Below are 15,018 nucleotides of genomic sequence, written 5' to 3' on the forward strand. Positions count from 1 at the left end.
TTGAACGCGTTCAAAAGCGCCCTCGCAAAAGTGCCCCTCGTAAAAGCGCCCCCACCGCCTTCCTCGACGTCACTCCAGCGCGTCCTCCAACGGCACCTGCCACATCCCCGGCAGATGCCCGTCCAACTCCCCTGGTTCGAAGCGGCACATGCCGACCGCGTGCCAGAACTCGCCGGTGACGTCGCCCTCGTACTTGTAGCCGCCCGACGCGGACAGCGCCGCCCAGCCGCCGGGCATGCCGACCAGGGTGGCCCGCAGGGTGGCCGGGCCGTCGGCGGGCACGTTCCACAGCCGTACCGTGCCGTCCTCGCCGCCGCTGGCCAGCAGGGAACCGTCGGGGCTGAAGGCGACGGCCAGGATCCGGCCGGTGTGGCCCGTCAGCACGGCCGTCTCCTCGCCGGTGTCCGGGTTCCACAGGCGGACGGTGCGGTCGTCGCCCGCCGTGGCCAGCAGGGGGCGCAGGGGGTGGACGGCCGCCGTCCAGAGCTTGCCGGTGTGGCCGGTCAGCCGGTGGGCGACCTCGCCCTCCTTCCAGATCACCGCCGTCCCGTCCCAGGAGGCGCCCGCCAGCCAGGAACCGTCGGGGGCGAAGGCCACGGCGTACACCCGGTCGGTGTGGCCGTCGAGGACAGCGGTGATCCGGCGTTCCGCCACGTCCCAGATCCGCACCTTGCGGTCGTCGCACCCGGTGGCCAGGACCGTGCCGTCGGACCGGAAGGCGATCGCGCGGACCCGCCCGAAGTGCTCGGTGATGGTGGCGACGTGCGCCCCGGTGGCCCGGTACCAGAGCCGTACCGTGTCGTCGTCGTTGGCGGTGGCGAGGAGTTCGCCGTCGGCGCTGAACGCCTCCGCCCACACATGGTCGGTCTCCACGTCGAGTTCGCGCTGGTACTCGCCGGTGGCCGCGTTCCACAGGTACAGGTCGCCGTCGCTGCTCGCGGTGGCCAGCAGGGGCCCGGCGGGGCCGAACGCCGCCGACACCAGGCGGTCGCTCTGCCCGGTCAGCTCCCGCAGCCGCCGCCCGGAGGCCGCGTGCCACACCCGGACGACACCGTCGTTGCCGCCGGCCGCCAGCATCGAGCCGTCGGCGCTGAAGGACAGCGTGCCGACGCGCCGGCCGTGACCGCGCAGAATGCGCCGGCCCTGTCCGGTGGCCGGCTCCCACAGCCGTACGACCCCGTCATTGCCGCCGGTCACCAGCAGCGCGCCGGCGCCCTGGGCGGGCGTGTCGCCGTGCGGGCGGAACTTGCACACCCACACCGAGCCGCGGTGCTCGCCGGGCTGCCGGCCGAGCGGTGCCGCGACCGGGTCGGCCTCCGGGTCGATCCGCCACAGCCGGACCACTCCGGCGCTGTCCCCGGCGGCGAGCAGGGTCCCGTCGGGGTCGAACAGCACCTGGTACACCGCCCCGCGGCAGCCGCCGAGCAGCCCGGCGGAGCGGCGGGCGGCCAGGTCCCACAGCCGTACCTCCCCCTCGGTGTCCCCGCTGACCAGCAGGGCGCCGCCGGGGTGGAAGTCCAGGGTGTAGACGCGGCCGGAGTGCCCGGTGAACTCGTGCCGCAGGGCTCCGGTCGCGGGGTCCCACACCCGTACCGTGCCGCCCTGCCGGTCGTCGCCCTGGTCGGCGGTGGCCAGCACGGTGCCGTCCGGGCTGAACCGCGCCCGGTACACCGCGCCGCGATGGCCGGGCAGTTCGCCGGTCTGCCGCCCGGTGTCCAGGTCCCACAGCCGTACGGCGCCGGCCGCGTCCCCGGTGACCAGGGCGGTGTCGCCGGGTGCGAACGCCACGGTGTAGACGGGCGCGGCGTGCCCGGGCAACCGGTGCAGCGGGGTGCCCGAGGCGGTGTCCCAGACGGTGACCAGGCCGTCGGCGTCGCCGGTGGCCAGCAGGGTGCCCTCGGCGTCGAGGACGAGCGGCCAGACGCCGGTCTCGTGGATCTCCAGCCGGTGCAGACAGCGGCCGGAGACCGGGTCCCACAGCCGTACGGTGCCGTCGGAGCTGCCGGTGGCCAGGACGCGGCCGCGGAACTTGACGGCGTAGACGCGCCCGGTGTGGCCCTGCAGGGTGCGCAGGGGGATGCCGGTGGCGGCCTCGCACACCAGGACGCCGCCGTCCTCGCTGCCGACGGCGAGCAGTTCGCCGTCGGGGCTGTAGGAGATGGGTTCGGGCAGTCGGCTGGTGCGCATGTCGTAGCCGTACGGCACGCCGACCGCGGAGGGCCGGAAGCCGGAGTCGACGGCCATGCCGGGCGCGATCGCGGCGGTGGCCAGCTCGGGGCTGCGGTCCAGGGCGCCCAGGGTCGCCGAGATCAGCGCCGCCCGCCGCCACCGGCCGCCCGCCACCCGGGCGCCGGTCAGGTCGGTGCCGATCAGCCGGGCCCGCCTCAGGTCGGCACCTTGCAGGTCCGCGCCGGTCAGATCGGCGCCGTCGAGCCGGGCGCCGACCAGGCGGGCGCCGCGCAGGACGGCTCCGGAGAGGTTGGCGCCGACCAGCCGGGCGTCGGTGAGGTCGGCGCGGGTGAGGTCCACGCCCGAGAAGTCGCGGTGGGACAGGTCCTCCCCGGCCAGGGCGGCGCCGCGCAGATCGGTGTGGGCGGGCACGCGCAGCCGGCCGAGGATCCGCACGGCGTTGCCGCGGGCCGCGTCCGAGGAGGCGTCCTGGGAGGTGCCGGACAGCTCCCGCTCGGCCCACGCCTGGCAGATCCGGTGGTCGGCGAGGTCGCACAGGAACTCCACGGCCAGCCGGCTGAGCTGCCGCCGGCCCAGCAGGCCGCTGTCGCCGCCGGTGAGCCTGCGGGCGCACTCCCGGGCGACCAGCCACTCCACCACCGAGCCGTGGATGAACCGGAACACGCCGTCGTCGCTGCGCACCAGCAGGCTGCCGGAGCCGATGGCGTGGGCGGTCTGCGGCACCGACAGCCGGGCGTCCGCGAGCCCGCTCAGGGTCTCGGCGACATCGGTCAGCTCGTCGAGGCGCAGCGAGTCCTGCCCGCTCTCCCACAGCCGCAGGGCGAGCGCGGTGACCGCGTCCCACAGCTGCTCCAGGGACAGCCCGGGCGCCCGGCCGGGGCTGCCGCTGCCGCGCTGCACCTCGAAGTTCAGCCAGGCGGTGAGGACCTCCTCGTACAGTCCGGCGGGGCTGAGGGCGCGCCCGGCACCGGCGACCGCGCGCAGCCGGTCGTCGTCGAGGTCGGCGACGAAACCGAGCAGCCGGGGGTTGCGGCACAGGGCGAGCAGGTCGGGGATGGCGTCCAGCAGCCGGATCCGGCGGTCGGCGGCGCGTTCGTCGCCGTCGTAGCGGTTCACCAGATAGGCGCGGATCTGCTGCGGGCTGAACTCCCGTACGGCCAGCACCCGGCGGTGCGGGAGCAGGCCGACGCGTTCGCCGAGCGCGGTGAGCACCTGGCCCTGGGAGCGGAAGTGCTGGGTACGGCTGGACACCACGATCTTGGCGCTGTCCACGGCGGAGTCCAGCAGCACCTGCAGCCGCTCGGCGGCACGGTCGTACGTCACCTGGTTCACGAGCTCGTCGAAGCCGTCGAAGAGCAGCACGATCCGGCCCTGCTGGAGCATGTACCGGAAGGCCCGCAGGTCGATGTTGTCGACGCCGTGGGCGGCGAGGTGCGCGGCGACGAGACCCTCGAACGAATAGGCCCGGTCGAGCGCGTGCAGTTCGATCAACAGCGGGACGAGATGCGGCAGTTCACCGGGGATCCGGCGGGCCAGCTCGCGCAGCGCGAAGGTCTTGCCGTGCCCGAAGTCGCCGAGCAGCAGCAGGAAGCGCCCCTGGTCGGAGTCGAGCAGCCGCAGCATCTCGTCGACCAGCCCGTCGCGGTCCTCGGCGTCGAGGCGCTCCACCTCGCGGTACCGCTGCGGCAGGTACATGCCCGGGGGGTAGCGGGGGTCGGTGCGCAGCCGCTCGCTCTGCCCGGCGACATAGCCGCGCAGGTCCAGCAGCCCCTGGAACTCGGTGAAGCTGCGCACGCGTACGCCCCGGCGGCGGGCGGCATCGCGCAGCTCGCGGGCGGGCGGCGGCCCGTCGTGGACGAGTTCGGCCTCCGCCTCGGCGTCGGCGGCGTGCACGAGGGCCACGAACCGGTCGACGTCCTGCGCGGTCGGCGTGCCGAGGTGCACCGCCACCCGCTGCTGCCGCACGAAGCCCGACTGGCTCCAGGTGACGAGCAGTTGCGGCACCGGCCCGTCCACCGGGCGGATCTGGGCGCCCTCGTGCCGGGTGCGGCAGACCTCGGCGACCCGGGCGAGCAGGATCTCGGCGGGGGTCTGCACAGCGCGCGGCTCGGGCTCGGGGGCGGGCGCGACGGTGCCCTCGCGGTCGCCGGCGGGCGCGGCCTCGGGTCCGAAGGCCCGCTCGGCCCGACGCCACTGGACGGCGCGCCGCCGGGGCTCCCCCGGCCCCTGCCAGACGGCCACGCCGTCCCGGGCGACGCGCACCAGCTGGTGCCCGCCGGGCCGCGAGGCGCCGATCACCGGCACCTCACCGGCGGCGGTGGCGAGGGCGGGCTGCGCGCCCGGCTCGGCCGGACCGTGCAGCAGCAGGTGCAGCCGGGGCGCGGTCAGCCGGCTCAGCACGTCGGTGTCCCGCAGCGGCCCGGACCCGTCCAGGGCCGCCGTACCCGCGCGCCGTACGCCGGGGGCGGCCGCACGGGCGGCACCCGGCGCATGCCGCACCACCCCGATCCGCAGCCACCCCTCCGTCTCGTGCGGCCGCAGCGCCTGCGCGAACCAGGCGGCCTGCTCGCGCCCGACCAGCCCGTACTGGTCGTCGCGCCGATGGCTGTACGCCATGGAGGAGTTGAGCCCCGCGACCACGGTGTGCAGCTCCGGCACGGGGAAGAGGGTCCACGGCTGATCGCTGTCGAAGACGACGTCGAGCCCCTGGTACAGCTCCTGGAACAGCCGGGCGAAGTGCCGCCACTTGGGCCAGTACGGCGGCCGGGGCGGCATCTCGTCGGCCTCGCAGGTGCTGAAGTAGGCCTGGCAGGCCGCCAGGTTGACGTCCTGACCGCCCGGCACCAGGGCGACCCGGTGCGGTTCGAGCCCGAGCAGCGCCCGCAGCCCGGTGAGGAAGGCGAGGGCCTGCTCGAACTCGCGCCGGCTGCCGGAAGCGGTGAGATCCCCGGTGACCACCAGCAGATCGGGCGAGGGCGCCCCGGAGTCCGCCAGCTCGACCAGGTCACCCCAGATCGCCGCCTGCAGCTCGGCGGGGTCCTGCCCCCGGCCGAAGGCGGGTCCGGCCAGCTGGAGCACGGTGACCGCGTCCCGCTCCCGCACCGCCCCGGACACGCGCGGGTACGACGGCGGCGCGGCCGGTCTGCGACGCCCCGCCCACCCGGGCCCGCCGAGCGGCCGCCCGGGGCTCGGTACCGCCGGGGCGGCGGGCACGGGACGGCCGTCCGCACCACCGGGGTAACCCGGCGCCAGGCTGGGCCGGGCCCGCCCGTCGAGGGCCTGGCGGACCCGGGCGAGCAGCAGCTCCCGGGCCGCCGCCGGATCGGCGACCGGCACCAGGTCCACGTACGTGATGGTGGCGAGCAGCCCCTCCACCGGGATGTCCTCGACCCGTACGGTGATCAGCCGCCGCTCCGGCGCGTCCGGATCGGCCCGTAACGCCGCCTGCCACTCCATCCGCCCGTACCGCGACCGCTCGTAGTTCCTGGACAGTACGGCGATGACGGCGGCGGACCCGCTCACGCCCCGGTCCATGAAGTCCACGAAGTTGGTGCCCGGCACGAAGTCCCAGGCCTGCAGCACCGTCCGGTACCCGGCCTCCTCCAGGGTCCAGGCGATCCAGGACGCCCAGCGCTCGTCGGCCGGTGAGTAGCTGATGAAGAAGTCCAATGGCCCGGTGTCCCCCGGGTTGTTCTGACGAGCCACCATAGTATTGATGATGCCGTGAAAAGAGAGGTTGATACCGGTCGTTTCCAGGCGTTCGACGGCGCCCTGGTCACAGCGACGCACAAACGTGCGACCCTTCCCCCCGTGCGTGCCTTATTGCTGCGTCTGCATGTCCTGGACCGGGTGGCGATCGGACTGCTGGCGACCGGACTGCTGTGCGTGGCCACGGGACTGCTGCCGACGGGCTCCGCGTCCGACGCGATGACCCGCATCGCACCGCTCCTGGCCTTCCTGGGCACGGTGATCGTGCTGGCCGAACTGACCAGCCGGGCCGAGGTGTTCGACGTGGTGGCGGCGCGGGTGGCCCGGGCGGGTAAGGGCAGCTATCCGCTGCTCTTCCTGCTGTGCGTGCTGTTCGCGTCGGTCACGACGATCGCCCTGAACCTGGACACGACGGCCGTGCTGCTGACCCCGGTGATGCTGGCGCTCGCCTCCCGGGTGGGGATCGCGCCGGTGCCGCTGGCCATGACGACGGTGTGGCTGGCCAACACCGCGAGCCTGCTCCTCCCGGTGTCCAACCTGACGAACCTGCTGGCCGCCAACCGGGTCGCGCTGTCCCCGCTGGGCCTGGCGGGGCGCATGTGGGCACCGCAACTCGCCGCGCTGTCCGTGACGATGGCTTGTTTGTGGCTGTTCTTCTGGCGCCGGGGGCGGCGTGAAGGGCCTGTCGCCGACGGCTCCGGCCTGATGGCGGCGGTACCGGTGTCGGGGCCGGGTACGGCGCGTGCGGATGACGTGCGCGCGGATGCCGCCGACCGTTATGTGCCGCCCGCCGTGCACCGCCCCGCCGACCGGGTCCTGTTCCGGGCCTGCGCGCTCGCCTGCGCCGGCTTTCTGCTGGCCATCCTGGTGGCCGACGTCCCGCTGTGGACGGCGTCTGGGACGGCGGCGCTCGTCGCCGTGACCGCGTTCGGGGTGCGGCAGCGGTCCGCACTCCGGCTGTCGCTCGTCCCCTGGCGGCTGCTGGTCATGGTGCCGGGCATGTTCCTGGTGGTCGAGACCTTCGACGCGCACGGGCTGCACCACCTGCTCGCCGCGGCGGTCGGCATCGACGGCGGCACCCTCGGCCTGTTCCGCGCGGCCGGGGTGGGCGGCGGCCTGTCCAACGCCCTCAACAACCTGCCGGTCTACCTGGCCGGTGAGGCGGCGGTGCCGGTGGGCAACCACGACCAGCTGCTGGCCCTGCTCGTCGGCACCAACGCCGGTCCGGTGATCACCCCTTGGGCATCCCTGGCCACGCTGCTGTGGTACGAGCGCTGCCATGCGTACGGCGTCCGGGTGCCGGTTGGCCGGTTGATGGGGACGGGCGCGGTACTTGCGGTGTGCGCGGTGGCCGCGGCGGTGGCCGCCCTGGCTCTGACGCGTTAGGCGTCCGTCTTCACGGCACCTACGAACGCCGACCAGGCAGGTGCCGAGAAGACGACGGCGGGGCCGGTGGGGTGCTTGCTGTCGCGGACGGGGACGTGGGTGGGGGCGGCGGTGTCGTTGACTTCGAGGCAGTCGCCGCCGCTTTCACCGCTGTAGCTCGACTTGCGCCAGGTGGTGACTTCCAGGCAGTTGCTGCTACCCCCGTCGCTGTACGACGACTTGCGCCAGCCGGACAGCACCGAGGCGTCAGGAATGGAGTGCTCGCTGCGCTTCATGTTCGTAATCCTCCGCGACGGACGTGAGCAGATCCAGGGACTTTCGGTGCGACAGGGCATCGCCCAGCGCCTGATCGTAGATCTCCTGACACTCGCGCACCATGGACGGCAGTTCGATGATCCGCCCGCTCTTCACGCCTTCCGCATAGGCGATGGGCGGGAGGTCTTCGAACCACATAAGGGAGAGAAAGCCCGCCTGCAGGGCATGGGCGCCCAGGGAGTACGGGAGGACATGGACGCGAATCCGGCGGCTCGCGCCCAACTCCGCGATGTGACGAAGCTGCTCGCACATCACGAGCGGTCCCCCGACCACACGGCGTAGCACCGCTTCATCGAGGAGGCAGCAAACCTCGGGCGTGTGGAAACTGTCGAGGATGCGGGCCCGTTCCAGCCGAGTGGCCACCAACTCCTCGAGTTCCTCGTCGCTCCTGCGCGGATAGCCGAAGCCCAGTACCTCGGATGCATACTCCCTGGTCTGCAGGAGTCCCGGCACCACCGCAGGCGCGTATTCCCGGATCTCTCTCGCCCGGCCCTCGTACTCCAGCGCCTCCTCGAAATACTCGGCCACCTTCTTGCCGTCCAGCACCGGCAGGAACCGCTCGAAGAACCCGCCGGTGTTCAGCACTTTGTCCAGCCGCCGCGCGTCCTCCACATCCGGCCTCCGCCTGCCCGCCTCGATGTGGGCGATGTGCGTGCGGGACATCGCGACAAGCTGGCCCAGCTCCTCCTGCGTGAGCCCGGCCGCCTCTCTCCGTCGCCTGAGTTCCTCCCCGTACCGCACCCGCGAGATGGGATTGTCCTCGATGGCCACCTTTCCACTCCCCCTCGTGCTGACTGCGTCGTCACGCTCGGTCATCTACCGAAGGTACTCGCGTCCGCAGCACGCTGTGCATGAATCAGCACGGATAGTGAAAGGCGCTGGAATGCAGGAGCAGGACGACGGCTACGTCGGGGTGTTTCTCACGCTGAGGGTCTCCCGGGACGGGGGCCGGACGTGGGGGCCAAGGGTGACGTACCGGCCGCCGAAGAACGCCGCGCCGCTGGACCTGTCGGGGCGGTTTCCGCCGTGTGCGTGCCCTCGGTGCCGGGAGAGAAAGAGCTGACGAGGTCCAGCAGGTGGGGCAGGAGTTCGGGGCGCCCGGCGACGAAGGAGCGCCCGGTGTCGGGGCCGCCGTAGCCGCCGCCGAACTCCGCGCCGTCGAGGTGCCGCAGGGCGATGCCGGCCTCGCGGGCGAGCAGCGCGCCGGCGGGCAGGTCGATGGCCTCCGCGCGGTAGCCCACGAAGCCGTCGATGTCGCCCCGGGCCAGCATCGCCCAGGCCACCAGGGGCGCCCAGAGCTGCAGCAGGCGCCGGGAACGGAGTTCGAGGGAGTGCCGGAGGGAGCAGGCGAAGGGGTCGTCGCGGGGGACGGCGTGGCCCTGGGTCCAGGCCAGCAGGGGGCCGGCGGCGGGGAGCGGGCGGCTGTGCGCGGGGGCGGCGAGGCGCCCGGCCGGGCCGTGTGCCCCGCCGCCCCGCAGCGCGGACCAGGTACGGCCGGTCATCGGATCGTGGACGACCCCGACCACGGGGATGTCATCGACACACAGGGCGATGCCGACGACGTACACGGCCAGCCCGATCACCACGTTGTTGCTGCCGTCGAGCGGGTCCACCAGCCAGGTGCGGCCCCCGCCGTCCCCCACCAGTTCACCGGATTCCTCCGCGAGGATGCGGTCGTGCGGGAAGTGCTCGCGGATCCGGCCGACCACCAGGCGCTCGGCGGCGAGGTCCAGGTCGGTCACCACGTCCCCGAGCCGCCCCTTGGGACGGGCCGCGAACCCGTCGGGAAAGCGGGACCGCAGCAGTGCCCCGGCCTCCTCGGCGGCGCCCACGGCCGTACGGTGCTCGGCGTCGTAACCGGCCGGTCCGGACCAGGGGTCAGGGTTCGGGCTCATGGATCCTCCTGAGGGCGGCCCGAGCGATCCGGGCGGTCTGGGTCGCGTCGCAGGCCCGGCGGACCATGCGGTGCCCGGCGGCGGACGGCGGGCCCAGCGAGAGGTCCACCCGGCCGGGCAGGGTCCGCCCCAGGACCAGCGTGGCGGTGGGGCGGCCGTCCGGCACCACGCTGGTGTGGAATTCACCCGCCGGGAGGGCGTAGCTCTGGCCCCGCGCGCTGGTCTGCCCCGCACCGGGCCGGCAGCGCACCAGACGTTCGGTGGGCCGCAGTTCGTCCACGCCCGAGGGGTCGCTGAGCACTTCGAAGACCCGGTGCGTGGGCTCGCCGGAGTCGTCGTCGACGTGGACCCGCCGGTTGTCGAGCCGCCCGTACAGCACGGTACTGGTCAAGTCCCAGCTGTGGCAGTGCACTTGGGGTACGGATCGGTCGGGCTGTGCCTCCGGCGGGCCGAAGACGTGGACGCAGACGCCGTCGTGGCCGTCGCGCAGGATGGGCAGGCAGACGAATCCGAGTGGGTGGCGCACCGCGCGCAGGGCGCGGCGGCCGGAGGCGATCAGGTCGAGTTCCGCTGCGGCGTGTCGTGTCAGCTCGGCGGTGGCGTGCCGCCGGGCGGCCCGTTCCAGGGCCGGGTAGTCCATGTTCCTCCCCCTTGCTCCCCCTTGGCCGGAACACGGCGCTCGCTCATCTGCGGTACGGGTTCTCCGCGCGCAGCGCCTTGTCGATGATGTCGCCGACGTCACCGTCGGTGAAGCTCGGCGGAAGTGGCAGGCCGAGCCGGTCGAGCAGGCGTCTGACCTCGTCGACGGTCGGTTCGTCGGCGAGCGGGACGGCCTCGCGCAGATCGAGCTTGACCGCCTGTTCGCGGCTCTGGTGCAGCTCGGTGACGTAGTAGTCGTAGAGCGGCCGGTCACGCTCCACGTAGAGGCTGACCCGGCTGGGGTCGTCCTGGGTGATGATCAGGCAGCTGTCCGAGAGGTCGAACCGGAGCGCCGGTGCGACGGAGGACAGATGGACGTCGATCTCCAGGGTGTCCAGCCGCTGCCGGTGCCAGCCTGCGGCGACGACGGTGGCGTACGCCTCCTTGCGGGTGCGCTCCACCGTCCACTCGGCGTCGCCGGGGCCGGGGCCGAAGGTGCTGCGGAACCGCGCGTAGGCGGCGCACACCTGCTCGTCGGCCGGGTTGATGATGTCGATCTTCACGGTGAGGAAGCGCCGCTGCCGCTGCGCCTCCAGCACGCACTCGGGCAGCGTGACGGCCCGCAGGTAGGTGCCCGTGCCGCCCTTGAACACCCAGCGGCTGGTGGTGCGCCGGGCCCGCTCGTGCGCGAGTGCGACCTCGGCGCCGGAGAGCGTGCGGACCATCGCCAGGTCCTCGATGGCCCTGCTCGTCCCGGCGGACGCGGCGCGGAGGTCGGCCATCCGGCGGCGGCGCTCGGTGAGACCTCCGTACACCAGCGCCGCGAGCACGAGCAGGGTGGCGCCGGAGACGACGTTGGCGTCCATGTTCTGGTTGAGCACGTCCATCAGCCCGACGACCAGGGCGACGACGATGGCGACGATGCCGTCCGCGTTCCGGACCGCCCAGGCGATCCCCTCCTCCAGCCGGCGCCCGGTCCCCTGTGGTGCGCTGTTCGTCACGTCCACCCTCCCCCGACGGTGGCTTCCATCGTAGGAGCAAGGGCAGTTGGTCAGCCATGCGGCAATCGGCCGCGTGAGGGCACGCTCACGGAAGGTCGTCGCGCCCCAGCCAGGCCGGCTTGACCGGTACGCCGTCCGGATGCAGCTCGGCCTGGTCGGCCTGGTCGCCCTGCTCCTCCGGCGTGTCCACCGGTTCCGGAGGGACGGGCGCGGCGGAGTCCTCCAGCAGCTCCGCCAGCGTGAACCGGGTGGCGAAGGACTGCCACGCCCCGTCCACGACGACCAGGAATCCGTCGCTCACCCGAAGGAGCCGCCGGCGCCGGGGACTTCTGGGGTGCTCGGGCGCGTGGCTTCGAGCGCGGCGCTCGAGCTCCGCGAGCGCGGCGGCCCGGGACCCGGAGACATGCGCCACCACATGGGCCTCCACGTGCTTGCGCTCACTGACCCCCACGGTCGTCTCGACGACCAACGCCCATATCGTCATGCTCTCCGCCCCGTCCGGTCGCGTTCCTGGTCGCGCCAAGGATGACCGATGGGCCTGGGTCAACCGGCCTGCGGGTCCCGGTATTTGTGCGGGCCGTGGGGTATGCCCCTCGTGTGAGGGAACGGGGACAGGGGAATCCAGGGCTGGAGATGGCCCGGGTCGCAGAGGTGATCGTGGTTCGCGCCACGGGCTCGCCGGGCCGCCGGGGCTCCGGTTACCGCGTGGGCGAACGGTACGTCCTGACCGCCGCTCACCTGGTCGAGCCGCCCTTGACCAAGGTGGTGGTCCGCTTCCAGGCCGACCGGCCCGACGAGTGGAAGGCCGAGGCCGGCGTCGTCCTGCGCTCCGGCGCCGCCGACCTCGCCCTGCTGGAAATGGCCGAGTGCCCGCCCACGGCCCCACCCGTCCGGCACACGCCCGGCTACGCCGTACTCCCGGAGACCGACGTCACCCTGCCCGTCACCGCCGTCGGCTTCCCGCTCTTCAAACTGCGCGAGGACGTCGGCGCCGGTCCCCTCGCGGAGGGCGAGGTCAGCCGGTACCGCGACTCCTGTCACGTCGACGGCACGGTGTCCGTCCTCTCCAACCGGCGGGAGGGCACCCTGGAGGTGGCCGTCCGGCCTCCGGCCGATGTGGCCGGCCCGGAGCACTCGCCCTGGGAGGGCATGTCCGGCGCGGCCCTCTGGTCGGGCGGCGCCGTCGTCGGCCTGATCACCGCGCACCACCGCTCGGACGGCCTCGGCCGGCTCGCGGCGGTGCGGGTGCGGCGCTGGTACGACGTGCTGACCCCGGCCGAGCTCGAACTGCTCCACGCCTGCGCGGGCCTGCCGGCCCGGCCCGGCCCGCTGCTCGCCGACGGCACGTCATCACGGCCCCCGCGCCTCGGCTCCCTGCCGCACACCCTGACCATGCGCGAACTCAAGGACCTGGTGGACGCGTTGACCGCCCTGCCGACGCTGCGGCGGCCGAACGGACTCGACACCGTCCTCGAAGGCGTCGACCCCCGGGTGGCCGCCCACCGGCCCCGCGACGACCGGCTGCGCTACGAGGTGTACGGCGTCCTGCGCACATGTCTGCGCTTTCCCGGCACCCTCGACAGTTTCATGGAAGTGCTGCGGGACTGGGAGGAGGACTCGGAAGAACTACGCCAAGTCGACCGCGCGGCGGCCGAACTCGCGGTGCGGCACAGCTGACTTGTGCGGCAACTGGCCGGTACGCAGGGTTTCGGCCCCCCTCTGCCTGGGCCATCATTAGGAGAGGAACGACGGCCCGGACGATCATGCAGGGGGAGGGGACTTGGCAGCCGTGGAGCGGGCGACGCCGGCCTTTGAGTCCGGACTCATTGACCTCTCGGGGGTATCACTTGAGGCGCTGCGTTCTCTGGACGGCCCAGACTTGTCCGAGTCCCTCGAACGGTTGCTGGGCGATCTCGACGATCCGCACGCCATCACGGTGGCCGGCGTCAATCAGACGCACGGAGCGACTGGGAAATAGGGCGCCAACCGCGTGCGGGGAGAATACCGGTGCGCTCATTGAGCAGCACATCTGACGATCGAGCCGCTTTTCACCGCATCTCGGCGGCCGCCCTCGACCAGCTCCTCCGGGGTGGTGGCGACGGTGCCGCCATCGACGAACTGCTCAGCGCGGAACGCAGCCGCCGGCTGCTGCTTCTGCGGGCCCTCTACGACCGAAGCATACGTCTCGCCTCCAACTCCGCGGACTTTCCCTTGCCGCTCGACGACGCCTGGGAATCCCTGGAGCGTGCGCAGGCCAAGGCTCCCGAGGTGGTCGAGGATGTTCTGATGGCTCCGGGGACTGGAACATGGCTTTCCTCCGTTCTCCGCCACCTCCGGGACACGCAGAACAGTGACGTGCCGGTCTGGGCGATGCTGGGACACCTGGCCTCTCTGGCCGCAGCCTCGGCCGTCGGCGCCCGCATCGAATTCACCCTGAAAGTTCCGATGCACGAAGGGATCGTGTCCCTTCCCGGGCTGGGATGCGCGCTTCTACCGACGCGCGAAGACTGGACAATCGCGCGGGTCACCGGCAACCAATGGCACGTGCGTATCACCTGCGGCAGCGGCGAGGTCATGGTAGGACCGGACTGGGAGCGACGGGTACCCGGCTGGCAGCCCACTCGCAGGCTGTCCCTGGGAGGGGCCCCCGATGGCGGAGTCGTGACGCTTGAGGAACATGACCCCTATCGAGGCTTCTCCGGGCCCACGGCCGCCCGAGTCGTCTCCGAGCCCGAGGCACAGACCTGGCAGTCCTCACTCGACGAGACGTGGAAAATACTGCTCCGCGACGAACCGGCCCACACGGACGCGATGCGCCGAGGCTTGATGTCCCTCACTCCCATGCCACGAGGAGAAAGGTTTCGACCCTACAGCAGTTCCTCTGCGGAAGCCTTCGGTGCGATCAACGCCTCGCTGCCCGATGAGGCTTCTGAACTGGCGGCGACCCTGGTGCACGAATTCCAACACATCAAACTCGGTGCGCTCACGCACTTGGCGCCACTGGTGCGACGAGTCGAGAAGACGGACGGGCGACCAGAATTGTTCCATGCGCCGTGGAGGGACGATCCCAGGCCGTTGGAGGGGCTCCTGCAAGGAATTTACGCATTCTTGGGAGTCACCCGGTTCTGGCGCAGCAACCGCCGTACCGCCGACGCGGCGCGCGCGCCGTTGGCGCACTTCGAGTTCGCCCTGTGGCGGGAAGCGGTGTGGTCGACGCTCAACAGCATCCGGTTCCATGAACGGCTGACCCCTCTCGGGCGCCGACTCCTGGAGTCGCTGGCGCAGACCTGCGCTGGATGGCTGGGCGACGCCGTCCCCGCGACGGAGTTACGGCTAGCCCGCGAGGCGGCGGCCAGTCACCGCTCCCGATGGCGCGAGCATCATCTGCGACCGTCGCCGGAAATGGTGCACCAGGCACTGCGTGCGTGGCACCGAGGCGAGGCATGCCCCCCGCTGGCGCACACCATGTCGTCATTAGTGCCGGACGGCGAAGCCCGCTTTCTCGACACCGCGGCCGTCCTGTTCAGACATCGCCTCACCAACCCGGACGGCTCCTGGCGCGACCCCACCGGCGGAGGCGGGGTGCGCGGGGCCGGCCCGGTCGATGTCCTCCTGGCTCGCGGGGACCGGTCTGCCGCTCGGCAGGAGTTATCGAAGCAGCTGAGACACGGAGACCCGGCAGTGGGCTCCTGGGCGGCGCTGGGCAGCGCCCTGGCTGACAGTTCCGAACAGCGGGCCGCATGCCTCTTCCTGCTCCGGTCGCCGGAGTGGGCCCGCGCCGTTGCTGAGGCCCTTCACGAAGAGCATGGACGGCGCCCCGATCCGGTGGCTCTGGCCACATGGCTGAGCAGCGCCACCAGCCGGCTGAGGCCGACCGACTGAGA

The 15,018-nt window shown here is 72.6% G+C and carries 11 protein-coding genes; 4 read left to right on the top strand and 7 right to left on the bottom strand.

Translation table 11 applies throughout. The features are described 5' to 3' along the window. Positions 1-69: 69 nt before the first annotated feature. The gene (locus ABB07_RS10855; protein ID WP_208898536.1) at positions 70-5,898 is read right to left on the bottom strand and encodes a WD40 domain-containing protein; all 5,829 of its coding nucleotides are present in this window, start codon (positions 5,896-5,898) and stop codon (positions 70-72) included. Between the two features lie 102 nt (positions 5,899-6,000). Between ABB07_RS10855 and ABB07_RS10860 the strand changes: the two genes are divergently transcribed. Continuing rightward, positions 6,001-7,284 (top strand): ArsB/NhaD family transporter, encoded by a 1,284-nt coding sequence (locus tag ABB07_RS10860; RefSeq protein ID WP_244189323.1) that lies wholly within the window; start codon positions 6,001-6,003, stop codon positions 7,282-7,284. Here ABB07_RS10860 and ABB07_RS10865 read toward each other — a convergent pair. From ABB07_RS10865 to ABB07_RS10890, 6 genes are all read right to left on the bottom strand, one after another. After that, positions 7,281-7,559: a DUF397 domain-containing protein gene (locus tag ABB07_RS10865; protein ID WP_208898537.1), complete on the bottom strand. Its 279-nt coding sequence runs from the start codon at positions 7,557-7,559 to the stop codon at positions 7,281-7,283. The two genes, ABB07_RS10860 and ABB07_RS10865, sit on opposite strands and share 4 nt — an antisense overlap. Further along, entirely contained in the window at positions 7,531-8,370 is an 840-nt protein-coding gene (locus tag ABB07_RS10870; protein ID WP_208898538.1) for a helix-turn-helix domain-containing protein, read from the bottom strand. Before ABB07_RS10870 ends, ABB07_RS10865 begins: the two co-directional genes overlap by 29 nt. Positions 8,371-8,519: 149 nt before the next feature. Further along, positions 8,520-9,494, bottom strand: a complete 975-nt coding sequence (locus ABB07_RS10875) for an inositol monophosphatase family protein (RefSeq protein WP_208898539.1) — start codon at positions 9,492-9,494, stop codon at positions 8,520-8,522. After that, positions 9,478-10,134, bottom strand: coding sequence for a hypothetical protein (locus tag ABB07_RS10880; RefSeq protein WP_208898540.1), 657 nt, complete (start codon positions 10,132-10,134; stop codon positions 9,478-9,480). The genes ABB07_RS10875 and ABB07_RS10880 overlap by 17 nt, the downstream gene beginning before the upstream one ends. Positions 10,135-10,177: 43 nt before the next feature. Beyond that, positions 10,178-11,134 (bottom strand): hypothetical protein, encoded by a 957-nt coding sequence (locus ABB07_RS10885; protein WP_244189325.1) that lies wholly within the window; start codon positions 11,132-11,134, stop codon positions 10,178-10,180. A gap of 85 nt (positions 11,135-11,219) precedes the next feature. Continuing rightward, complete coding sequence (locus ABB07_RS10890) at positions 11,220-11,618, bottom strand: hypothetical protein (protein ID WP_208898541.1); 399 nt, start codon at positions 11,616-11,618, stop codon at positions 11,220-11,222. Positions 11,619-11,767: 149 nt separating this feature from the next. Between ABB07_RS10890 and ABB07_RS10895 the strand changes: the two genes are divergently transcribed. From ABB07_RS10895 to ABB07_RS10905, 3 genes are all read left to right on the top strand, one after another. Then, positions 11,768-12,811: an effector-associated domain 2-containing protein gene (locus ABB07_RS10895; RefSeq protein WP_208898542.1), complete on the top strand. Its 1,044-nt coding sequence runs from the start codon at positions 11,768-11,770 to the stop codon at positions 12,809-12,811. A gap of 103 nt (positions 12,812-12,914) precedes the next feature. Then, the gene (locus ABB07_RS10900) at positions 12,915-13,112 is read left to right on the top strand and encodes a hypothetical protein (RefSeq protein ID WP_208898543.1); all 198 of its coding nucleotides are present in this window, start codon (positions 12,915-12,917) and stop codon (positions 13,110-13,112) included. A 38-nt stretch (positions 13,113-13,150) separates the two neighbouring features. Then, a complete protein-coding gene (locus ABB07_RS10905; protein ID WP_208898544.1) occupies positions 13,151-15,016 on the top strand; it encodes an HEXXH motif domain-containing protein in 1,866 nt (621 codons plus the stop codon). The last annotated feature ends 2 nt before the right edge of the window (positions 15,017-15,018 follow it).

The sequence above is a fragment of the Streptomyces incarnatus genome, from assembly GCF_001027185.1.
GTDB lineage: Bacteria > Actinomycetota > Actinomycetes > Streptomycetales > Streptomycetaceae > Streptomyces > Streptomyces puniciscabiei.